At 55.1% G+C, this 21,429-nt stretch carries 20 protein-coding genes; 7 read left to right on the top strand and 13 right to left on the bottom strand.

Annotated features, from left to right (window positions below):
* Positions 1 to 3: 3 nt before the first annotated feature.
* Positions 4 to 228 carry a hypothetical protein gene (locus AC6I8C_RS21360; protein WP_497823787.1) on the top strand — a complete coding sequence of 75 codons (225 nt, stop codon included), beginning with the start codon at positions 4 to 6 and terminating at the stop codon, positions 226 to 228.
* Between the two features lie 198 nt (positions 229 to 426).
* Here the strand turns inward: AC6I8C_RS21360 and AC6I8C_RS21355 are convergent, their stop codons facing one another.
* Positions 427 to 666 carry a transcriptional regulator gene (locus AC6I8C_RS21355; RefSeq protein ID WP_497823786.1) on the bottom strand — a complete coding sequence of 80 codons (240 nt, stop codon included), beginning with the start codon at positions 664 to 666 and terminating at the stop codon, positions 427 to 429.
* A gap of 418 nt (positions 667 to 1,084) precedes the next feature.
* Positions 1,085 to 2,467, bottom strand: coding sequence for a methyl-accepting chemotaxis protein (locus AC6I8C_RS21350; protein WP_497823785.1), 1,383 nt, complete (start codon positions 2,465 to 2,467; stop codon positions 1,085 to 1,087).
* A 347-nt stretch (positions 2,468 to 2,814) separates the two neighbouring features.
* On the opposite strand from AC6I8C_RS21350, the gene AC6I8C_RS21345 reads away from it, so the two are divergent.
* Positions 2,815 to 4,596: an EAL domain-containing protein gene (locus AC6I8C_RS21345; RefSeq protein ID WP_497823784.1), complete on the top strand. Its 1,782-nt coding sequence runs from the start codon at positions 2,815 to 2,817 to the stop codon at positions 4,594 to 4,596.
* A 24-nt stretch (positions 4,597 to 4,620) separates the two neighbouring features.
* Here the strand turns inward: AC6I8C_RS21345 and AC6I8C_RS21340 are convergent, their stop codons facing one another.
* The 3 genes from AC6I8C_RS21340 to AC6I8C_RS21330 form a co-directional block, all read right to left on the bottom strand.
* The gene (locus AC6I8C_RS21340) at positions 4,621 to 6,204 is read right to left on the bottom strand and encodes a sensor domain-containing diguanylate cyclase (protein ID WP_497823783.1); all 1,584 of its coding nucleotides are present in this window, start codon (positions 6,202 to 6,204) and stop codon (positions 4,621 to 4,623) included.
* 397 nt (positions 6,205 to 6,601) lie between these two features.
* Complete coding sequence (locus AC6I8C_RS21335) at positions 6,602 to 6,811, bottom strand: hypothetical protein (protein WP_033735123.1); 210 nt, start codon at positions 6,809 to 6,811, stop codon at positions 6,602 to 6,604.
* A 181-nt stretch (positions 6,812 to 6,992) separates the two neighbouring features.
* Positions 6,993 to 7,184 carry a hypothetical protein gene (locus tag AC6I8C_RS21330; protein WP_497823782.1) on the bottom strand — a complete coding sequence of 64 codons (192 nt, stop codon included), beginning with the start codon at positions 7,182 to 7,184 and terminating at the stop codon, positions 6,993 to 6,995.
* A 102-nt stretch (positions 7,185 to 7,286) separates the two neighbouring features.
* Here AC6I8C_RS21330 and AC6I8C_RS21325 point away from each other — a divergent pair, with 102 nt between their 5' ends.
* Positions 7,287 to 8,198, top strand: a complete 912-nt coding sequence (locus AC6I8C_RS21325; RefSeq protein WP_497823781.1) for an N-acetyltransferase — start codon at positions 7,287 to 7,289, stop codon at positions 8,196 to 8,198.
* Between the two features lies 1 nt (position 8,199).
* On the opposite strand, the gene AC6I8C_RS21320 is transcribed toward AC6I8C_RS21325, so the two are convergent.
* The gene (locus AC6I8C_RS21320; RefSeq protein WP_095708309.1) at positions 8,200 to 8,445 is read right to left on the bottom strand and encodes a hypothetical protein; all 246 of its coding nucleotides are present in this window, start codon (positions 8,443 to 8,445) and stop codon (positions 8,200 to 8,202) included.
* Positions 8,446 to 8,673: 228 nt separating this feature from the next.
* Between AC6I8C_RS21320 and AC6I8C_RS21315 the strand changes: the two genes are divergently transcribed.
* From AC6I8C_RS21315 to AC6I8C_RS21300, 4 genes are all read left to right on the top strand, one after another.
* On the top strand, positions 8,674 to 9,207 hold the full coding sequence (locus AC6I8C_RS21315) for an SRPBCC family protein (protein WP_150015342.1): 534 nt from the start codon (positions 8,674 to 8,676) through the stop codon (positions 9,205 to 9,207).
* A complete protein-coding gene (locus AC6I8C_RS21310) occupies positions 9,208 to 10,374 on the top strand; it encodes a zinc-dependent alcohol dehydrogenase (RefSeq protein ID WP_150038085.1) in 1,167 nt (388 codons plus the stop codon).
* A gap of 320 nt (positions 10,375 to 10,694) precedes the next feature.
* Entirely contained in the window at positions 10,695 to 11,240 is a 546-nt protein-coding gene (locus AC6I8C_RS21305; protein ID WP_497823780.1) for a chorismate mutase, read from the top strand.
* A 22-nt stretch (positions 11,241 to 11,262) separates the two neighbouring features.
* Entirely contained in the window at positions 11,263 to 12,453 is a 1,191-nt protein-coding gene (locus AC6I8C_RS21300; protein ID WP_497823779.1) for a cytochrome P450, read from the top strand.
* 27 nt (positions 12,454 to 12,480) lie between these two features.
* On the opposite strand, the gene AC6I8C_RS21295 is transcribed toward AC6I8C_RS21300, so the two are convergent.
* The 7 genes from AC6I8C_RS21295 to AC6I8C_RS21265 form a co-directional block, all read right to left on the bottom strand.
* Positions 12,481 to 13,485, bottom strand: coding sequence for a substrate-binding domain-containing protein (locus tag AC6I8C_RS21295; RefSeq protein ID WP_497823778.1), 1,005 nt, complete (start codon positions 13,483 to 13,485; stop codon positions 12,481 to 12,483).
* 29 nt (positions 13,486 to 13,514) lie between these two features.
* On the bottom strand, positions 13,515 to 14,924 hold the full coding sequence (locus AC6I8C_RS21290) for a sucrose-6-phosphate hydrolase (protein WP_497823777.1): 1,410 nt from the start codon (positions 14,922 to 14,924) through the stop codon (positions 13,515 to 13,517).
* Positions 14,924 to 16,294, bottom strand: coding sequence for a sucrose-specific PTS transporter subunit IIBC (locus tag AC6I8C_RS21285; protein ID WP_497823776.1), 1,371 nt, complete (start codon positions 16,292 to 16,294; stop codon positions 14,924 to 14,926). Before AC6I8C_RS21285 ends, AC6I8C_RS21290 begins: the two co-directional genes overlap by 1 nt.
* Before the next feature lie 67 nt (positions 16,295 to 16,361).
* A complete protein-coding gene (locus AC6I8C_RS21280) occupies positions 16,362 to 17,897 on the bottom strand; it encodes a carbohydrate porin (protein WP_497823775.1) in 1,536 nt (511 codons plus the stop codon).
* Positions 17,898 to 18,058: 161 nt separating this feature from the next.
* Entirely contained in the window at positions 18,059 to 18,985 is a 927-nt protein-coding gene (gene cscK, locus AC6I8C_RS21275; RefSeq protein WP_497823774.1) for a fructokinase, read from the bottom strand.
* A gap of 183 nt (positions 18,986 to 19,168) precedes the next feature.
* Positions 19,169 to 20,140, bottom strand: coding sequence for a ParB family protein (locus AC6I8C_RS21270; protein WP_497823773.1), 972 nt, complete (start codon positions 20,138 to 20,140; stop codon positions 19,169 to 19,171).
* A complete protein-coding gene (locus AC6I8C_RS21265) occupies positions 20,137 to 21,339 on the bottom strand; it encodes an AAA family ATPase (protein WP_497823772.1) in 1,203 nt (400 codons plus the stop codon). Before AC6I8C_RS21265 ends, AC6I8C_RS21270 begins: the two co-directional genes overlap by 4 nt.
* Positions 21,340 to 21,429 lie beyond the last annotated feature (90 nt).

The raw sequence follows: 21,429 nt of genomic DNA, 5'->3' as shown, positions 1-21,429 counted from the left end.
CAGATGATACTGCTTAAGTGCATCAAGGCGAGCCGCCTCGGCATCATGATAAACTGGACGTTTCAGCGTAAATCCCCTCTGATGTTATCTGCTGTGGCCGGCATGACGCAGCAAGAAGAGGACACGTTCAATCAGACAGGACGCGCAGAACTGGCTGCCGACCCGCTGCCGGAAGAAAGGCCCGTCAGTGAACTCTGCAGCAAAAACCAGCCGCAACGAGCCCGATAATGCCGGCATCGCAGACAGCGAAATGCCGGTTAATACGTTATGCCGGGCAGTGCGGTCGTGACGGTTCGGCGGTTAATAGCGGACCGTGCCAGGACAATCCTGCCAGAGCAGATAAGACGCGCGAATTAATGCGCCTCGCTTAGCTCTTTATATCGGCCTGAAATACGTTAACTTCAGGAAAAATAGTGGCAGAACGCCTTACTTTTTAGGCTTTGGGACCAGTTCGTAGTGCGGATGCTCTCCCGCCAGCAGCATCAGCAGTTCATATTCGCCCTGGCTGAGCAGGGCAGGATTTTTTGATGCTTCTTTGGTCTGCCAGACGCGCTGGCTAAGGTCGAAACGTTCGGCTGCAATCTCCTGCGAAAGACCCGCCGCAAGGCGAAGCTCACGCACGTTATGCTGGACGGCAACAGGCCGTTGTAAAATCTGATTTCCCATATGAAACGCTCCGCATACGGTGCCCCGGTGAGATGGTCAGGCAACCGAATCCGCCTGTAGCCAACACATAAATTTGAGTTAAGTTTTAAATGCGCGGCGATCCCTGGTCGTCAGGAAAGCGTAAAGCTCAGGTAAAACCATAGAAATAAACTGTAATTATCTTTAATTCGCGAACCGGATAATTATTGCACTGCTGAAAACAACCATCGTTCTTCTGAATAGTGATAATGATCAGGTAATGATTAACATTCATCAACATCTGAAAAAGATGACCTTTTTCATTCAGAAATAAAAGAGAGTGATTATTAGCCATTATTTTACTTTGCAGAGCCGTTATCTGCAGATGAATAAAATATCCGGTCAGGCTATGCCTGACCGGGGAATCCACACGGCCACCTATGTTTAATCGATGCAAATGTCAGTTCACTATCCCGACAACCTGCGGTGGCAGGGTGAAGCGGGTAATGACGCTGCCCAGCGTTTCAGTCTGTCCGCTAAGGCTGCCTGCCGTTGCCGAAACCTGCTGGACCAGCGTCGCGTTCTGCTGCGTCACGCGGTCAAGTTCAGCCACCGCCACGGTGACCTGGGCAATCCCTTTGCTCTGCTCATCCGAGGCCAGCGCAATCTGTCCAATCAGTTCATTGACGCCGCCGACACCGCGCAGCACGGCTTCCATAGTCGTACCGGCACTCTCTGCCGCCCGTCGGCCATCATCCACGCGTGCCACGGTATCGGCTATCAGCTCTTCGATCTCTCTGGAGGCCGCAGCACTTCGCTGGGCCAGTGAACGTACCTCACTGGCAACCACCGCGAAACCGCGGCCCTGCTCGCCCGCTCGCGCGGCCTCTACGGCGGCGTTGAGCGCCAGAATATTGGTCTGAAATGCGATGCCATTGATGGTAGCGGTGAACTGCCGGATTTTCTCTGATCCCTGCGCGATGCTGGTGATGGCTGCCGATACCCGCTGAACCAGCTCCACGCCCTGATGGGTCGTATCCGTGGTGCTGGCGGCCAGTTCACGCGCTTCACGGGCATTCTGTGCATTATGACGCACGGCAACCGTGATCTCTTCCATGCTGGCGGCGGTCTGCTCCAGCGCAGCGGCCTGAGTGGAGGTCCGGTCAGAGAGATCGGCGTTACCCGCTGCGATGTCGCCAGCCTCACGATGAAGAATGGCTGCGTTGTCGTGAATAGCGCTAACCGTCTGCAACAGACTGTGCTGCATCTCTTTAACCAGCGGCACCAGCTGCCCGACGCAATTGCGACCCAGATCTTCCGGCTCGCGCGTCAGGTCACCTCCGGCAATAATTTTTAAATGACCGCGGATTTTACCCACCGGACGCACCAGATGGACGACCAGATAGCGGTCGCAAAACAGCAGCAACGCGAATGCTGCCAGCAGTGCCGCCAGCAGTACGTGCCCGAGCTGGCGCCGGTCAGCGTTAAGAGCGGCCTGACTTTGCGCCAGCTGCTGCGTCACGCTATCCAGCTTTGCACGGGTAACCGTTGCATACTCTGAGGGTGAGGTCGTAAGTGCTGCGCGAAAGCTATCCCAGTCAGCACTGGCCGGCGTTAAGGCGACCAGGGCGTTTTTGTCTGCGGCTGTTCCGCCCTGCATAACAAGAGCGCTGTGCGTAAGAAAACTCAGCTGCTGGGTCAGAACAGCTGAGCGATTGGTCTGACGATAAATATCCCGCACAATCTGACTGCTGTAGCCACCTGCCAGCGCGACCACGCCCAGTGAGACGATCATTATCCACAGCACAACGCGGCGAATAGTGAAATGCCTGAGTGAGTTCATGAGGTTTTCCCCGATGTTGTCATTGGTGTAGTTAAAATTAAACAAAAATAAGTTATGTCATCTACTTTAATGCGTTATTATATAGCACGCTATGTTTGTACTTACTATCCTGGCAGGATATTTCAGAAATTAAAAGTTTTTAACGACAAAATAATAGAATCGTCATTCATAAAATATTTCGTTAAAGAAAAGGGATTTGCTATTCTGTTCAGGTCTGGCAGGCGGTGTAATAAAAAATAAATCGTCATGGCTCTTTCTTTTTACAGAAATAGCCTGTAGTCATGACGCTATAAACTTCAATTTTTCTGTTTAATTTCGCTCCGTAACCAGCCGGTGCGGAGGAATTCATGCTCATGAGCCTTAGCGGCGGCGACGATTGCCGTACGCGAACCCTGCACGCGCTGCGCAGTAACGACGAGAGTCGTGACGATGTGTTGCGACAGTTCGTCCGGCTGGCCAGCCAGGCCATTGGTATTCCCGGCAGCTTTATCTCCGTCCTGGATGATGAGATGCAACACGTTAAAGCGGCACACAATTTCACACTCACTCATTCCACGCGACAGGACTCGCTCTGTCGGCACGCCGTGGACAGTGACAGCACCGTGGTGGTGCCTGATACCCTGCTTGATAGCCGCTTTGCTGACCATAAGCTGATTACCGGCGCGCCTTTTATCCGTTTCTATGCTGGCGTGCCGCTTAAAAGCAGTACCGGTCTGATTCTGGGTACGCTCTGCGTGACCGACACGGCACCTCATCGCTTCAGTGACGATCAGATAACCATGCTGAAAATGCTCGCAGCGCTGGTGATGTCCTTTCTTGACGCCTGGTACTCGGCTGGCTTTGCCGACCCGGTAACTGGCCTGCCCAATCGTCAGCGTCTGATCCGCGACCTGCAGTTTCTTGCCACCTCCGGAGACACCACCCCACGGCGGCTGGTGCTGATTGACTGTATCGATATGCCGCGTGCCTACGAACTGGCACGCTCAATGGGCATGGGGCCGGTTGAGAGCCTGCTGAAGGATGTGGCGACACTGCTGCCGCTGCGTCTGCGCCCTGCCCCAGGAGAAATGCTTTACACCGTAGCAACCGGACGCTTTGCCCTGCTGACACGGCAGGAAAGCAGGCTCACTGCCAGTTGGGTGGCCAATAAGCTGGCCGGGATCAGCGCCGATCTGGGTGATGGGCTGTCGGTTGCGCTGACGACCCACACCGGTGAGGCAAGTTTCAACACGGGTGAGATGCCTGCTCAGGAGATTCTGCGGCGGGCAGTCAGCGCGCTGCACGAAGCCATTACCCGCGACGTTGCCTCAATGCCGTTCAGTGAAGCCACTGATACGCGCCATACCCAGGATTTCGCCCTGATGCATGACCTGGCCACTGCAATACGCCAGGATAAAGGGTTATGGCTCGCCTGGCAGCCGAAAATCTGCCTTCACAGCGGTAAGCCGATAGGACTGGAAGCGCTGATCCGCTGGCAGCATCCGCAGCGCGGCGAGCTTTCACCTGCGCAGTTTTTGCCCGTTGCCGGGCAAACCCAACTGCTTACCGAGCTAACCGCCTGGGTCACAGAGCACGTCATCGCCCGTCTCTCCCGTCTTCGCGACAGCTATATTCAGCTGCCCATCACCATCAACGTCAGCAGCAGCGATTTTTCCCGTGACGGTTTTGCTGATGAACTGGAAGAACAGATGCTAAGAGCGAAGCTGCCGGTTTCGCTGCTGGGCATTGAGTGTCTGGAAACAGAACGGATTCTGGAAAGCCCGACCGCGATGCAGGGGCTTGAGATGCTGAAGCTACGGGGATTTGGTATTTCACTGGATGACTTCGGTACCGGCTACAGTAATATCAGTTATCTGCGGCGCATGCCGCTGGATGTGATCAAGCTGGACCGCTCACTGATCAGCGAAATTTCGTCTGACACCGCATCGCGCGTCATTGCCCGCAGTATCATTGCGATGCTCAAAGACCTTGATTACATGGTGCTGGCCGAAGGCGTGGAGAATGCGGAAACCGTTACGGCGCTGACCGAGTTCGGCTGCGACCAGGCTCAGGGATTTTTCTACTCCAGGCCGCTGCCGGAAGCGGCGCTGGATGAGTGGCTCGGCTGGCGATTACGCAGTAAGTGCTGATCCTGACTTCCCTGCTGCGCAATCTTATCTGGCAGACTCAGGCGTACGGAATCCGTCCGGCCCGGCAATGATCACCGTATTGCGCCCGGCCGCTTTCGCCTCGTAAAGCGCTTCATCCGCCCGGCGCAGCAGTGCCTCGCGATCGCGACTCTGGTCATCCCGTGAAGCCACGCCAGCGGATATGGTCATCGTTCCGGCAAACGGGAAGGTGGTGGCGCAGACGGTCTCGCGGATGCGTTCTGCGGTGCGGGCGGCATCAGCCAGCGTGGTGTCAGGCAGCAGCAGTATAAACTCCTCGCCACCAAACCGGCTGACGATATCCCCGGTGCGGCAGGCCTGACGCAGTAACGCCGCCAGGCTCACCAGAACCGCATCGCCTGCGTCATGCCCATACCAGTCATTGATCTTCTTGAAATGGTCAATATCAATCGCGATGACACACTGTTCATGCTCACTGTCTGCCTGCGCCGCCAGCGCCGAAAATCCGCGACGGTTGCAGAGCCCGGTCAGCGGGTCGGTCATCGCCTCATCGTTAAGCGCAGCCAGATGGCCTGCCACCGCATGGCGATGCTCCTGCACCGCTTCTTTGAGCCGGTCAGCCTCGTAATACCAGGTTTTGACAGTAGCGAGTGACTCCGCCTGTGCTTCACTGCCGCCATCCCGCACTCTGTCCGCCAGCTTTTCCAGTGGCGAAGCGATCCGACCAGCCATAAACGCGATTACGCTGGCCGTCAGGAGAATAATGCCCAGAACGAACCAGATGGCGCTTTCCGCCGTGCGCAGCAGAATATGCCTGACCGTTTCAGAGGTGCCAGTAATAAATACGTTCCAGCCGGTTTTCTGCAGCGTGCCATAGCCGGTCAGATAGCTTTGCCCCCCATTTTCCAGGGTAAAATGTCCACTTTCCGTGGTGGACAGGCGCTTCTGCAGGGCCAGACTCAGCAGCATCTTCGTTCCGACGAGCGTCGGGTCATGGCTGAAAATAATCAGCCCCTCATTGCTGACCACGCTGACCGTCGATCCTTTGGTATAAAAATGCTGGCTCAGGATTTCGCTCAGCATGCTCTGTTTTTTTAGATAAATGGTGCCGCCGATATAACCCAGATAGCCCCCCTCTTCGCTGAACAGCGGCTGAGATAAAAACACCACATAGTTTCCGGCGGCAGAGGTAAAGGGCGCGGAGATAAAGGGCTTACGCGTTGTAATAGCCTGCAGACTGGCTGCTGAGTGAAGTTTCATGCCTGTCAGATTCAGGCTATCCGGTGAGGTTGCCGCAATGATGGCATTATGGTTAACCACTACCACCGAGTTGAAAAAGCCTGACTGCATGCGCAGGCGCTCGGTTTCTGCTTTTAGCTGCTTCAGATCGCTAAGGCCCTTGATCTGCGATGCACTCCAGGCCAGTTCCCGTTGCGCTGTCGTCAGGTAACGATCGGTGGTATCGGCCAGTTTGCGGGCATAGGCAATGTTTCCTTCAAGCAGGCTGTCTTCAATATTGGCCTTCTGAAACAGCAGCAGCGCACTCAGCAGCAGACCGGAGGTCAGAATGACGCCCCCAATGGAAAGTAAAGTCAGCAGCGAACGAAGGCGCATTTTTTTATGGAGCATTGCAGTCGGGATCCGGATCAAGTATCACATGAGTGTAACAGTTGATGCTTAACGTCAAGGGAAGAAAAGAAGAGGATTTACAGCGGATCACGATGCATTGCCGGGCGCAGGACAAATCCGTACGGACTTGCATAAGGCCTTGTTGAGCATTTCTCAGGCACTGATAAACAGCAGCCTAAAATAATTAAGCAGTAATAATGAAACTGTTTAACCTGCGACTGTCTCAGTTGAGGCGCCTTATTATCGCTGAGCACCAGCTTGAGGTGCTGCAGGCACGAAAAATAACGGGGCAGAATCTGCCCCGTTTATCAGCATGAATGAAATGCCCGTAAAATAGTTAAATTAAATCCGCGTTATGAATACGCAGTCAGGCACAGGCTTAATCATTGTGGTCGGATTAACGCCAGAACGACTTAATATAAGAACGGCTGCTGAGTCTTTTAATAAACTGATGCGGGCAGGTAAAACGACATCCTTCCCACTCCAGATTAAACCACTGAAATTCATCATCTTTAATTTTATCCAGCAGGCTCATTGCCTGCATGGGCGTCTGGAAAGCATAAGCCTTCATCACGCCCTCTTTGGTACATAGATCAATATGGACCATGTGACCCCCGGGAGTTAAAAATATCGTGCATTTTATAATTATTGAACAGCCTGTTTAGCATAATACATTTACCGGCCGCCGATTATCTGATTCCGTCATATTTACGTAAAAAAGGAATATTTTATTTTTCATTTAATTTTCGGGCAACTTAGCCCTGTTGCATCAATTAATTTGACCATGTTTACGTAACGTGCCAAAAGCCGGGAAAATGCTCTTTGTTTTTATAATCAGCAAGCCGGCGGCGATAATAAGCGCACAGGAGGATGCCGTTTATCTGACTGGATTTCAGGCATGAGAACGTGTGTGCGGCAGGACCGGAACCTTTATGAAACACCAAAATATTCGTGCTGACCGATGCGATGGTGATGGTCATAAAGCGAACGCATCGTTTACACTCTCAGCAGCCTTATCGGCACGGTTCTGTCGTGTACGCAGAGAGGCAGGAGATTACTGACGGCGGGCAATAAGGAATCTTATGCTGAATTATATGGTATCGCTCTACCGTAATGTGCCTGTCTCATCTGAATGTCTCAGCGACTGGCTTGCCAGCTGGCTGGCGCAGCAGCAGGCCCGGTGCCACGATCATCACTTCTCTGCCGCCTTTCCCTGGCGTGAAACCGGCCTGCCCCAGCACACGCTTTTGCAGCGCGAACTGACGATTAACGGCCAGCGTTTTCTCACCGGCCCGCGCTATCTGGGGGGCGATCCCGCTCAGCCTTTTATTGAGATCGTGGCCCGTGATGGCGTACTGGATTACGCAGCCGCAGCCGCCATCATGCATGAGTGGCAAACGATCAGGCCGCTGAAGATGCGTATTCTGCTGCCGGCCACCGCTCCTGATATTGGTATAACCGATCAGCTGATTTACCTCAGCGTTCCAGGCTCACACTCCGCGTCTGACGATGACGAGATTTCGCTGATTACGGCCTGCCGGAAAGATTATCCCCTCTGTAGCTCCGCCATTAACCGCGCTTATCGTGCCAGCTGGCACACGCTGCCGCATCTGCGGGATCAGCTGATGGCCACCAGCAGGCAGGAATTACGGGACGATATTGCCGGGGGACATGTGTTTCTGATCCTCTGGCAGGGCATGATGGCGGGGCTGATGATTTGTGTGCCGCGACGACTGGCCTTTATTGAGGGAGTTCAGATCATGGATGAGGTGATTTTGCCGGCGTATCAGGGCCGTGGACTCGCTGCACGCGCTCAGCAGCGTTTGCTGCAGCAGCTTCACCATTACTGCGGTCATGATGCGATGCTGACCGGCACCATTCTGCCCGGCAATACGCCGTCTCTGCGAAGCGCGCAAAATGCCGGACGGCGCTGCATGCTGAAATATCACTTTTTTACCCCCGCTGATTTGCGGGTGGAGCGCCGGGCCATTTAAATCACCACAGCGCCAGCTCTATCAATTCATCCTGAATGCTGTAAACGCGCTGCTTCAGGTTCAGACCCTCTTCTGCGCCGATCCACTTTGCCTCAACCGCATGATTAATTTTTTCCAGTGCGATTCTGGTGCTGCTTTTCAGACCATTGTGCCAGTTGGCATCCGCACGGTTTGACGCCTGTTTTTCCAGGATCCCGACGAGTTCCGCGACATTTTTACCACTGGCTGACGTTTCAGTTACAGACATATCTGACTCTTTTTGCTGCTAAAAATGATGAAACCGGCGGCACGTATTATACCGATTATCCGGCAGGCATGACGTCTTACTACGCGCATAACCCGGCATGCATCGCAGAAGCTTTATAGCCTTGCAGAGATGACCTGCAGGGCGCGGCTTCGCTCGCAAAATTCCGCCAGTTGTCCTTAACTCAAACTCAGTAATTTTGTTCCACTGAGAAAACTATCGGAGGACATTTTGACATCAACATCCCTGACTACCGCCAGTGATAATACCCTCACGCTACGGCGCTGGATTACTGTGGGCCTGCCCGCTACCGAGCTTTTTAACCTGTGGCTTGAGCCAGATACCCTGCCCCGCATTATGAGCCACTTTGCCAGCGTGACGCCGGTCAATAAAAGCGATGCACACTGGCAGATTGAGGGTCCACTGGGTAAGCACTACCGCTGGGATACCCGCATTGTTGAAGCGCAGCCAGGCGAAGTTATTGCCTGGCGCTCGCTTGAGGATGCAGATATTCCTAACGAAGGTGAACTGCGCCTGCGCCCGGCGCCGGGAGAATGGGGCACCGAGCTGGCTCTGACTCTGCAGTTCACGCCGCCGGGTGGCGCACTGGGAAAAAAAGTAACGACGTTATTTGATCTGCTGCCAAAAGAGGTGGCCAGCAAAGCGTTACATCGCTTTAAGAGTCTGGCTGAAACCGGTGAGATTCCTACCCTGCACGGGCAGCCTGCGGGTCGTCATGGCGGACGTCAGGATAAGGAGAAATAAATGCGCGCACTCTGCTGGAATGGCGTCAACGATTTAAGCGTTGAAACCGTGGCCGACCCCGGCCTGCTCAATCCTCATGATGCGATTATTCGCGTCAGGCTCACGACCACCTGCGGCTCCGATCTGCACGTCATTGACGGCCTGATCCCGAGTATGCGGGAGGGCGATATCCTGGGTCATGAATTCATGGGCGAGGTCGTTGAAGTTGGCCATGCGGTAAAAAATATCCGGCGCGGCGATCGGGTAGTGGTGCCCTCTTTTATCTCCTGTGGCTCCTGCTGGTATTGCCAGCATCAGTTGCCCTCCTGCTGTGACAATACGCATCCGCAGTGGGAGAAAGGCGAAACGGTGCTCGGTCATGCCACGGGCGGCATTTACGCTTACAGCCACGCGTTTGGCGGTTATGCCGGCTCACATGCAGAGTATGTTCGCGTGCCCTTTGCCGACAATGATTGCTTCGTCGTGCCCGAAGGCGTAACCGATGAGCAGGCGCTGTTCCTCTCCGATGCGACGCCGACCGGTTATATGGGTGCCGACTTCTGTAATATTCATCCCGGTGACACCGTGGTGGTCTGGGGCTGTGGCGGTGTCGGACTGATGGCACAGCAAAGCGCCTGGCTGATGGGCGCGCATCAGGTCATCGGTATCGATCGCTATCCTGAACGGCTGGCCATGGCACGCGACTTCGCAGGCAGCATAACGCTGGATTACACAGAGGTGGATATCAACGAAGCGCTGCTGGAATTAACCGGCGGGCGCGGCCCGGACAGCTGTATTGATGCTGTCGGCATGGAAGCCCGTGGTGAAGGATTAAGTCAGGTCTATGACAAGACCAAACAGATGCTGCATCTGGAAACGGATGTCGGTGCAGCCTTGCGCCAGGCGTTATATGCCTGCCGTAAAGGCGGCAACATCGCGATTCTGGGGGTGTATGGCGTGATGGATAAGTTTCCGCTGGGGCTGATGATCAATAAAAGCCTGACCATTCGTACCGCCCAGCAGCACGGGCAACGCTACATGCATCGCCTGCTGGAGCATGTTGCCAGAAATGAGCTTAATCCGGCTTTTATGGCGACACATCGTTTTCCACTGGAAGAGGCCCCGCGAGGCTATGAGATGTTCAAACACAAAGAAGATGGCTGCGTCCGTGCCGTGTTCGTGCCCTGAAAACACATAAACCGATTCGGGCGGCGCTGCCGCCCGGCGGGATCTTTCCTGAATCCTGACAAAAAACCCACTTATTCCCGGACGCTCAAAAACAGATGAGAAGAGCCTGTCACGGCCAGGCTGAGCCTGAATTAACCCACCATCATTCCATTCTGATATGAATTTTTTATGAACGCAAAGTAAAAAAAACACATCGGAATCAGACGCCTGTAAACGCTAAGCAGCCCCCCTGCCTGTTCACATTTTGAAAACAAAATAATCACACTTAGTTATTTTTTCATGCATAAATTAGTTCCAGTTTTCATTTATGGAGCAGGCCAATGACGCAATATGTGGCAGTTTTTCTCTCTTCACTGTTCATGTGCAGCAACGTTTTCGCAGGTTCGGTTTCTTCCGTATCACTCGACGCGCTTTCCGCCGCATTAAATGAACGCATGCAGGTCATGAAGGCTGTGGCGGGTTATAAAGCGCAGCATCATTTACCCGTTGAGGATCTGCCTCGTGAGCAGGTTGTTCTGGAAAAGATGCTGCAAAACGCGCAGCAGGCAGGACTTGAACCTCAATCGGTTGAGCCTTTTGTCCATGCTCTGATGAACGCCAGCAAAGCGATTCAGTATCGCTATCGGGCTGACTGGCTTTCAGCACCGGAAAGTGACGTACCCGTCACCGATCTGGCCGGGACCCGGCAGCAGATTGAACGGCTGGATACTGAGCTCCTGTCTGCGATCAGCCAGCGCCTGATGACCGGCAGCTTCTCGCAGGAGGACAAAGCGTTTCTGATGTCACAGCTCACGGCGTCCCACCTCAGCGAAAGTGATAAAAACAACCTTTTCGCTTCTCTCGCCCGCATTCAGCGCTCGCATTAATCCTTAAGCCGTGGAGTGAGCTATGCAGCTTCATGAACTGATGAACCCCGACTACGCAGACAATCCGTTTCTCCTTTATCGAAAACTGCATCGGCAGGGCCCCCTTATTCCTGCCGGGGATAAGATCATCATCAGCGGGAGTCACGCAGTGGTGGAAGCACTGCTGAACGATCGGCGGGTCGGCAAGAATTATATGGAAAGTGTCAGGCTAAGGTTTGGTGATGCTGCCGCCGACATGCCGCTGTTTCAGGGCATCAGCAGAATGTTTCTGGTGCTGAATCCGCCGGATCACAACCGGTTAAGAGGACTGGTTATGAAGGCATTCAGCGCCCGGGAAATTAAACCACTCCGGGAGATGGCGCTGAGTGTCGCTCATGACCTGGTTGATGCGCTGGCAGGTCGTCGCGACTGCGATCTGGCCCAGGCATTCGCCTTTCCGTTACCGGTACGCATTATCTGCAGGATGCTGGATCTCGCCCAGTCTGACGCGCCTGAACTGGGTCGCCTCACGTCAGTTCTGGTCAAAGTTTTCGACCCGCAAATCAGCCAGTCGGATCTGCTGGAAGCCGCCGATGCGTTTGCCGTACTGGAGCGTTACTTCAGCGCTCTGATCGTCGCCCGCCGTGACAGCACGGCCAGCGATCTGGTGTCCCTTTTTCTGCGCAGCAGTAGCGATGGCGACCGGCTAAGTCATGATGAGATCATCGCCAATGTGATACTGCTATTTATTGCCGGTCATGAGACCACGTCAAATATGCTCTGCAATACTCTCCTGGCCCTGCATGACCATCCGCAGGAACTGGCTTGCCTGAAACAGCATCATGCGCTGATACCTGATGCCATAGCGGAGTGTCTGCGTTACGACAGTTCTGTCCAGATGCTGTACCGCACGACGCTGGAAGAAATTGAGGTAGCAGGCCAGCTCATTCCGCCAGGAACGCGCTTCTTTCTGAGTCTGGGGGCAGCCAATCACGACCCGCTTGTCTTTACCTCGCCGGAGCGGGTCAATATCCGGCGACATGAGGGACGCTGCCTGGCATTTGGTGGCGGGATACATCACTGTATGGGCTACCGGCTGGCACTGGCGGAAATAGAGGTGGCGCTGGAAGTATTACTGACCCGACTGCCAGCAATGCGGCCGGTAACCGCCGGGGTTCGCCGCAACCACAGAGCCAACCTGCGCGGCGTCAGCGCCCTGCCGGTCGAGTGGTGAGGCCGCCGGGCCAGAAGCGCCCGGCGATTAGCCGCGCAGGCGCAGCGTGGCGGGCAGCACCAGCTGGCTGTCTGCTGGATCATTTCCGGCGATCATCGTGGTCAGCATAGAAAAACAGGCCTGCGCGAGCGCCGGAACGTTCTGCTCTACGGTGTCGACAGGAATCGACAGTGAATCATAGAGATAGTGGTCATCAAAACTGGCGATGCGGATATCGCTGGTCAGCAGATTGTGCTCACTCATGTAACGCAGTACCCCTTCCAGCAGGCCGCAGGCGGCAGTGAACATTGCTTTAGGAGGACGCCCCAGCCGCTGACATAGTGCGGCAAACATTTCGTAACCGCTGCCGGGATGGTAGTTCCCCTGGATTACCCACTCCGGCTGCAGCGTTACACCGGCCCGCGCCAGCCCCTCTCTGAATCCCGCCAGACGATCCTGAGTCGGAGAGAGATCGGACTGTCCGCCCATAAAGTAGATCTCCTCCGGACAGGCGTGCGCCAGCTTTTCAACCAGCTCAGCGGTGGGCGTTACGGAGTCGGTGATGACCCACGGCAGCGTCGTGTTGTTCATGTGCCGGTCAAACAGCAGCACCGGCAGCTGTTCGCTGAGGCTGACATAGTCGCTGTCGGTCAGCATACTGGAGGCAACAATCAGGCCGTCGACCTGACGCGCCACCAGATTGTTGACCACGACCCGTTCCTGACCGGCATTTTCGTCGGTACAGGCAATCAGCAGCTGCAGACCCGCCGCACGGCAGAGATTTTCAAGCGCATGAGAGAAAGCTGCAAAACCGTGGTTCGTGATCTCCGGTACCACCAGCCCCAGCGTATGACTGCGGGCATCGTGCAACATCCGCGCATGGATACTGGGCTGATAATGGTGTTCGCGGGCCAGCGTCAGAACCCGCTCACGCGTCTCCTTCGCGACCCGTAGCTCTTCGCCACGGCCGTTGAGCACCAGGCTGGCAGTGGCTTTTGAAACCCCGGCCAGCCCGGCGATATCACTGATGGTAACGCGCTTTGTTTTTCTCACGGCAAGACATCGGTTAGTGAAACAAGAGCTTATTCTACCATGCAGCGACGTAACGACCAGTAGCGGGCCTGCAGTTCTGCGCGCCCGCGCAGAGTCAGCAGCGCCGGCTGGTCCGGAAAATAGCGGCTGCTCATCACCCCTTCCCCGTCGTTGATGAAGATCTCAACGCTGGAGTGGTCACACAGGATCTGCAATCGACGCGCTGCACCGGTCCAGTAACGAGTCGTCCATTCACCCGACACCAGGCTGCGACGGGCAAGCCGCAGTTCGTTGTGCTGCCATGTCAGGATCAGGGTATCGGCGAAATTGAGCTCGATGTCGCCCTGACTCTCAAGCTCAAGCTCCAGCCGCTGCGCGGCAATCGGCGGCGCATCATCGGCGCGGCCCTGATAGTGCTGCTCGTTCTCGCGCAACGCCTGCAGTTCCGCGATGGGCTGCTGACAGAGACGCCCGTTACGTGAGCTCAGCTCGCGCAGACAGGTCATCTGATGGATCCAGCCCTGCGCCACAGTTGGCTGGGCCATCTCTTCACCGTCCGGCGTCCCCATCCAGCCCACCAGCAGACGCCGGCCATCCGCGGTCAGCGTGGTTTGTGGAGCATAAAATTCAAAGCCGGCATCCATTTCGTTCAGCGGGCCGTGCTGGTATGCAGGCTGCTGATAATCCAGATCGCCACTCAGCCAGGCACAGGCGTGACTGTTCAGAAAGCGCTTCTCTTCGGGCGCAACACCCTGAGGACAGCAGATCAGATAGGTGCTATCGCCGAGCGTGAACATGTCCGGGCACTCCCACATATAACCCGCGGCATCCAGGCCGCCCAGTTCACTGCCCGCGATCTCGCCGAGATTCTGCCACGCCCGCAGATTGTCAGAACGCAGCAGCAGCACCCTGCCCTGCCGCTGTATATTCTGTGCCGCCAGCACCATGTACCAGTAATCGTCATGACGCCACACTTTAGGATCGCGAACGTGGCCTGTATAACCCTCCGGCACGGCGATGACCGGGCCGAGTTTGTCAAAACCGCCCGCACTGTTCTGCTGCGCCAGGCACTGCCACGCCGTGCGCGAGCCATCGTCGAATTTTACGTTGCCGGTGTAGACCAGTGTCAGTATGCCGTTATCGTCGACTGCGCTGCCGGAATAGCAGCCACTGCGGTCATACTCCTCATCCGGCATCAGCGCGATGGGCTGATGCTCCCAGTTCAGCAGATCGGCTGAGCGCCAGTGCCCCCAGCATTTATGCTGATGCGCACAGCCCAGCGCGTTCCACTGGTAGAAGAGATGATAGTGACCGTCGAAATGAATGAAGCCGTTGGGATCGTTTAGTAGTCCGGTAACTGGGGCCAGATGCCAGCCGGGATAGTGGCTGTCGCTGAGCGCCTTTGGCATACCCTGCATCACCGCCTGCAGAATGGCGGCAAGACGTGTTGATGAGGCCATTATTCAGAGTCCGTTTTGTATTTGAGCAGATAAGAGATCACAAACGCGGTGGTGAACGCGATGGCGACGCCGATGACATAATTGAGCAGAGAACCCGCCTTAACAATCGCCATGCCCGGCAGACCGGTCAGTCCGACCGCCGTCATATAAACATGGACCGACACCACCCAGGCACCGCCCAGCGCGCCGCCCACCAGACCCGCGATAAAGGGTTTCACAAACCGCAGGTTGATACCAAAGATAGCCGCCTCGGTGATCCCCAGCAGTGCTGAAAAGGCGGAGGGCAGCGAAATTGCTTTGATCTTCGCATCGCGGGTTTTAAACCACACCGCCAGACAGGCCCCGCCCTGAGCCACATTCGCCATTGCCCAGATAGGCAGCAGAAAGTTAACCCCGATAGACGGGTTACCCAGCAGTCCCGCCTCAATCGCATGGAAACTGTGATGCACGCCGGTAATAACAATCACCGAATAGAGTCCGCCAAATACCAGGCCTGCCAGCCAGCCGGCATGCGCAATCAGGGTACTGAGCACAAAGGAGATCCCATCACCCAGCATACGGCCTGCCGGACCGATAATCAGCAGCGCGATAAAGCCGGAGATAATCACCGTCAGGAACGGGGTCAGGATCAGATCGAGCGCATCCGGGATCATCCGACGCAGCTGCTTTTCCAGCATGCTCATAAACCACACCGCCAGCAGTACAGGGAATACCGTACCCTGATAGCCAATCATCGCCACTTCAATGCCGAAGAAGTTCATGGTGTGGAAACCGGCGGCGACGCCCCAGGCGTTGGTCAGCGCCGGGTGCGTCAGAATGCCGCCCAGCGTCGCGCCCAGAAACGGGTTACCGCCAAACTCGCGGGCCGCTGTAAAGCCAATCAGGATCGGCAGGATAATAAAGGCCGCTGAGCTGCACATATCCAGCATGATGTAGAGCGCATTTTCCGGATTGACCCAGCCGTAGGTTTTAACCATCCCCAGCAGGCCCATCAACAGACCAGACGCCACAATAGCCGGAATGATCGGCACAAAAATGTTCGACAGCAGACGAGCGATACGCTGGAAAGGATTGAGCTTGCGGGCGGCAATATCAGCAGCCTCAGACTTGCTCGATTCGCTAATGCCAGCTTCGGCGATAAAAGCGGCGTAGACCTTATTCACCACGCCGGTGCCGAAGATAACCTGAAGCTGTCCCGCGTTGCGGAAGCAGCCTTTAACGCCTTCAATCTGGCCAATCGCTTTCGTGTCCGCTTTCTCATCATCTGCCAGCACCAGCCGCAGTCGGGTGGCGCAGTGAGCCGCGCTGGCAATGTTCTCTTTGCCACCCAGCAGGGGCAGCAGGGCCCGCGATATTTTTACATAGTCCATACATACCTCACTCTTGTTATGTTTTTATCCGCGTGACGTTCAGGCCCCGGCAGCCGGAGCCGCTCGCTCAGAACCAGGTTTCCATCTGTACGCCGAAATTCCATTCGCCACCGGCATCGAAGCCTTTGCTGCCGAATGCGTCGTCACTGGCATAGTTATCCAGCCGGTGATCCCAGTTCATCCAGGTGGCAAACAGACGAATTTCCGGTCGTTTAAGGAAGTCGCCGACATCACCGGCTTTCAGGGTTGGCGCAACGGTGAGTTTGGTGAAGCTGCCGCTGACCGCGTTACGGTTGTTGTAGCCTTCCGGACGCAGATCCATGTACTGATAAGAACCTTCATACTGCATCTCGAAGTTCTGCGTGATTTCCTGAATCAGCCGCAGGTTGACTGTCGCCCAGTCGTAGCTGTCACCTTTGACGTAGCGATCGTCACTGCGCTGTGCGAGTAAAGCGGGCGCAATGTGCCAGCCACCGCCGAGGGGAGTTGTACCGTAACTCGCCAGCCGCCAGGTATCCGCTTCCGGTAGCAGTGCGCCGTCAGATCCAATCGACTTCACCTCAGCGCCAAGGCCATGACCATAGAGCAGGGCTGTTTTCGACGTGCCTTCTGTCAGCCCATAAAAACTGTCGTTATGCAGGCCCAGCAGCGCATGGACGCCGGTTTCTGCCGCATCGCTTTTGACACGGAGGCCGTCGATATCCCGGCGATTGTCATTATCTTTCGCCCGCATACCGCTGACCATCATCTGCACCGGGCCGACAAAATTATTCAGCGACAGGATGTAGTTCTGTGCGGTGTTTTCATTGTTTTCGATGTCACCAAAGGTACGACCATACAGTGAGATGTTGCTGCGCGCCTGCTCGCCCCATTTCATGTCGTAAATACCGGCGCCGGTTCCGGCAAGGAAAACCACATCGGAGTCGATCCAGTGAATATCGAAGTTATCACGATCAAAACGCTTACCGGCCCATATGGTTGCGTTATCGAACGCGCCGGTGAAGGTCGGAAGCTGGCCGAGTTCGACAAACGCCTGACGCAGGTTGAGATCGCTGCTGGCGGCCGTCCAGTCGTTGTAGGTGCGCTGTCCATCGGCCAGCATCGCTTTGAAGCGGGTTGTCGCACCATTGTCCAGCGTCTGCTTATGTTCGAGATTGAGCTCAACATAGGTATCCGGCTCATTACCCAGACGCCCGACGTGACCGCCGGTTTCGCCAGCAGGGGTTACGGTCGGACCGCCCTGCGTTCTGGCGGCGGAGCTGTTCATCAATAATCCCGAGCGGGCATAACCATGGAACTCAAAGCCACCTTCGTCGGCAGATTTTTGTTCCGGTTTCGCGGAGCGCTGCGCGACCTCAGCGGCAGAGGTCTGGGTCTGCTGCTGCACCGCTGCCAGCTGCTGAGCCTGCCTTGCAGCCATCTGAGCCTGTTTTTCAGCGACCTCTGCGCGGCTTTCAGCGGCATTTGCCCGCTGCTCGGCAGCCTGCAGCCGCTGCTCCATCGCCGCAAGGCGAGCTTCAATGCTGCTCATGCTGGGATCGGCCCAGACGGATGTAGAAAGGAATATTGCAGAGAGGGCGACGGCTAACGTGCTTTTTTTCATTTTTTTATATCCCTGAGGAGAGGCTATCATCACCGGTATTTTTTGCTAAACCGGTTTAGGCGCAAATCATAGCCACGGGTAATTTCCCTCTGCAATGAAAATAGCTAAACCGGTTTAGTGAATGTGAGATAGCTCCCAAAACAGGGGGCATTGAGGGATGATTAGCCGGCCAGATCGTCCAGCTGGTGGCGCCAGGGAAGTGCTGTCATGGCTCCTTTCGCCGTGGTTGCGAGTGCGCCACAGCGCTGCGCGGTCACCAGGTAGCTGGCAAGCTGCGATTCGTTTACAGGCAGACCCGACTTCGCCAGCTCCCAGAGTAGTCCGGCCACAAAGGCATCACCTGCACCGGTAGTATCGACGCTGTCAACGGGCGTGGTGGCATGGTGGCTGATCTGGCCCTGATAACAGGCCATCACCCCTTCCCTGCCCCGTGTCACCAGTAACAGGCGAATACTGAATTTGGCGGCCAGCTGCGGCATGCTGACAGCGGCTTCCTGACCCGGACTGAGAAAATTGAGTTCTTCGTCGGAGAGTTTCACCACGTCCGTATGACTGAGAGCTTCGTTCACCACCGCATGCAGGAGTGCCGTGTCGGGCCAGAGATCTTCCCGCAGATTTAAATCGAAGATGACATAGCCGCCTGCCGCGCGGATTTGTTTCATAGCAGTCAGCGTCGCCGTACGAGAGGGTTCTGCCGCTAAGGCAATGGAACAGCAGTGTAGCCACTCGCCACGATGAAACTCGGGCAGATCTGACGGTTCAAGAAACAGGTCGGCACTGGGCCGCACCATAAAGGTAAAGGAGCGCTCGCCCTGCTCATCCAGTCCAACCACTACGGTTGACGTGCGATGCTGTGAATCGGCAAACATGCAGGCCGTATCCACATTTTCTTCACTGAGCGTCCGCCGCATAAACTCACCAAAAGGATCAGCACCCACCCGTCCGATAAAACCGCTGTTTCCCTGCAGGCGGGCAATGCCAACGGCGACATTAGCGGGTGCTCCGCCCGGACACTGCATGAGGCGGCCCGGCATTTCGGGTAGCAAATCGACCACGGCATCCCCGAGGCACCATACGCGAACAGACATAAAAAACTCCTCTGATTAAACCTGAAAGCTAAACCGTTTTAGCTATAGCGGTAAATGGCGTCCGGTTCAAGCGTTAACATGCTGAAGTGATATGTGATTAACAGAAGACTTTTATGATCAGAGAGCAGGAATAAAAAAACCGGCGCAGCAGCCGGTTCCATTGTCTGTAATGTGTGATGAAGATTATTTAAGCGTAGAGAGTATCTGTCTGATCGACGCATCAATCTGTTCAGCAATCTCTTTTGGCAGACGACTGAATTCATACTGCACGGTGCGCTTCTCGTCATTGGTTTTACGACGCGCATAGGTATTGGCCGTCGTAAACGTTGCCAGCTTTTCCGTCACCGTTTTACTGACGGGTGCAGGTTTTTTTAACTGACGGCGGGCACTTTTAAAGCCATTCAGGATAGCGCTCTTCTTCTCATCTGCGTTAGAGTTTGGCAGTGAATCATCTGCCTCCAGCTTTTGCTGGATTTCGCTGACCAGTCCGGCGACATCAATCGCTTCCGCTTTCGCCTCCTCCCAGACATCAAGCAGCAGCTGATAATCCTGAAGGGTCAGTTCAGAAACGACCGGGAAGAGTTCAATAAACTCAGCGGGCACGGATGCGGCCTGAAATGCACGAGAGACCTTAGCATTTGAGATACCTTCCGCTTTAGCAATGTCTGATTTGCTCATGCCACTTTCATTCATCAGCATAAAGCGCAGCCCTAATTCACGCAGGTTATGCTCTTTAGCCGTCTGTATATCAGCAGCCAGCTGACGCGCATCGCTCAGGCTCAGTTCATCCGCGGTGACCAGCACTTCCAGACTGGCCCCGGAAAGAATGCAGGCAGCACGACGGCGCGAGCCATCCATGATCTCAATTCGGTCACCGTTCACGCGACCTATGGCTGGGAAAAACTGCTGCAGTGTAATCGTACGGGTGATTTCCTGCAGCGATTCCGGCGTCAGCGTGCTCTGATCACGTCCGTTGATTTTCGGGTCAACGCTGGTTCGGCTTTCAATATCGTCATGCAGGATCAGCTGGCGTACAAAGGTCGCCTTCGCACCTGACTTCAGCGTAAAGGTGCGCGACTGGCTGCTGCTGTCGATCATATTCGCAATAGCAGAATCGCCGAACTTGCGGCCAATGCGCTGTATAGGTTTGCTCACAGGGTACTCCTGATATATTCGATGCGATCAAACACAGCCCTTGAGAACTGCTCGGCTTCATATTTGGCTTTACGCAGGGCGTCTGCACTGCCCGGATAGGAAGCGGGGTTGGCACTGATCACCGTATCAAAGGATTCGCCACAACGCTCAAATCCATCAAGACGCGGTAAGCCGCAGTCCAGCATCGATTTGGTAAATACTTCTCGGGCATAACTTTGCGACGTCAGGTGATCATGCTTGGAGGTCATTTTAGACATAAAGCCAATATTAGCTTTAAGCCGCGGTTCGATACCTTCGGCCTCAATACGCTCCAGCATTTCTGGCAGGCGCGTCAGATACTTCATGGTGGAGTGGAAATCGACCTGTGCTGGTGGCGTCGGTGTCAGCAGTACGTCGCTGGCCGCGATAGCATTCAGCATAAAGGAATCAAGATGAGGGCCGGTATCAAGGAAGATAAAATCGTAGTCACCTGCCAGACGGTCAATCACATTACGGCGAAGGACTTCTGAGGGGGCAACGCCGGGCAGATGTTCAGCAACCAGTTCTTCCCAGTCGCTGGCAACGAAGCCATCGTCGATTGAGGCCGGGATAACGTCAACGCCGGGCATGACGGTAGGCTTAATAAACTGCTCGCGAAGCTGGTCTGCATCCAGATCGTTGAGCATGGCCTGCGCTGCTGTTTCCAGTACTGAACCGACACTGTTGGTATGGCTCAGAAACATCGTGCTTGACGCCTGGGGATCCAGGTCAATAACGAGTATACGCAGGTCATTGTGCAGCATAGAAGGATGGGCGCGCATACCGTGAGCCAGCGTCACGGTGCTGACGGTTTTGGAGACGCCGCCTTTAAGGCTGACAACAAATACGACAAAGGGGCCATCATGCCGATTGCGGTATTTTGGTACTTTACGATGCTGATAAATGTCGACGACGTTCTGAATGGTCAGGGCATATTGCGATGTACTGCCGGTTTGCTTTTTACCAAACTGATATCCAGCTGCTTCCATATCACTAATTGCAGCGACGACAGCGTGCTTACTCAGCAGTGGCATATTAGCAACAGCATTGCGGGAGAAAGTCTGGTAAAAACCTGTCTGGTTAAATTCCTGACGCTGCTGCTCAATGTGGTCACTGAGTCCATGTAACATGGAGTTGGCACGCGTTGCCATCTCCAGCACTCCACCATAATCGCGCTTCATAAGCCCCTCTGCGTTAATGTTTTTTGCATACTACACAAAAAGCGCATACCTGCCAATTTTTTAGGAAAATGCCAAAAACCTGGATTTTTT

The sequence above is a fragment of the Pantoea sp. X-Soil-YNGN-844 genome (assembly GCF_059730595.1).
The sequence above is the reverse complement of the archived record's forward strand: the minus strand, read 5'-3'. Positions and strand labels throughout refer to the sequence as shown.

Bases quoted from the DNA above. Each gene is read 5' to 3' on its own strand.
- AC6I8C_RS21350 (WP_497823785.1), bottom strand. From the start codon at position 2,467: ATGAACTCACTCAGGCATTTCACTATTCGCCGCGTTGTGCTGTGGATA.
- AC6I8C_RS21280 (WP_497823775.1), bottom strand. From the start codon at position 17,897: ATGAAAAAAAGCACGTTAGCCGTCGCCCTCTCTGCAATATTCCTTTCT.
- cscK (WP_497823774.1), bottom strand. From the start codon at position 18,985: ATGTCTGTTCGCGTATGGTGCCTCGGGGATGCCGTGGTCGATTTGCTA.
- AC6I8C_RS21310 (WP_150038085.1), top strand. From the start codon at position 9,208: ATGCGCGCACTCTGCTGGAATGGCGTCAACGATTTAAGCGTTGAAACC.
- AC6I8C_RS21345 (WP_497823784.1), top strand. From the start codon at position 2,815: ATGCTCATGAGCCTTAGCGGCGGCGACGATTGCCGTACGCGAACCCTG.
- AC6I8C_RS21340 (WP_497823783.1), bottom strand. From the start codon at position 6,204: ATGCTCCATAAAAAAATGCGCCTTCGTTCGCTGCTGACTTTACTTTCC.
- AC6I8C_RS21285 (WP_497823776.1), bottom strand. From the start codon at position 16,294: ATGGACTATGTAAAAATATCGCGGGCCCTGCTGCCCCTGCTGGGTGGC.
- AC6I8C_RS21305 (WP_497823780.1), top strand. From the start codon at position 10,695: ATGACGCAATATGTGGCAGTTTTTCTCTCTTCACTGTTCATGTGCAGC.
- AC6I8C_RS21325 (WP_497823781.1), top strand. From the start codon at position 7,287: ATGCTGAATTATATGGTATCGCTCTACCGTAATGTGCCTGTCTCATCT.
- AC6I8C_RS21265 (WP_497823772.1), bottom strand. From the start codon at position 21,339: ATGAAGCGCGATTATGGTGGAGTGCTGGAGATGGCAACGCGTGCCAAC.
- AC6I8C_RS21335 (WP_033735123.1), bottom strand. From the start codon at position 6,811: ATGGTCCATATTGATCTATGTACCAAAGAGGGCGTGATGAAGGCTTAT.
- AC6I8C_RS21290 (WP_497823777.1), bottom strand. From the start codon at position 14,924: ATGGCCTCATCAACACGTCTTGCCGCCATTCTGCAGGCGGTGATGCAG.
- AC6I8C_RS21330 (WP_497823782.1), bottom strand. From the start codon at position 7,184: ATGACCATCACCATCGCATCGGTCAGCACGAATATTTTGGTGTTTCAT.
- AC6I8C_RS21300 (WP_497823779.1), top strand. From the start codon at position 11,263: ATGCAGCTTCATGAACTGATGAACCCCGACTACGCAGACAATCCGTTT.
- AC6I8C_RS21320 (WP_095708309.1), bottom strand. From the start codon at position 8,445: ATGTCTGTAACTGAAACGTCAGCCAGTGGTAAAAATGTCGCGGAACTC.
- AC6I8C_RS21355 (WP_497823786.1), bottom strand. From the start codon at position 666: ATGGGAAATCAGATTTTACAACGGCCTGTTGCCGTCCAGCATAACGTG.
- AC6I8C_RS21360 (WP_497823787.1), top strand. From the start codon at position 4: ATGATACTGCTTAAGTGCATCAAGGCGAGCCGCCTCGGCATCATGATA.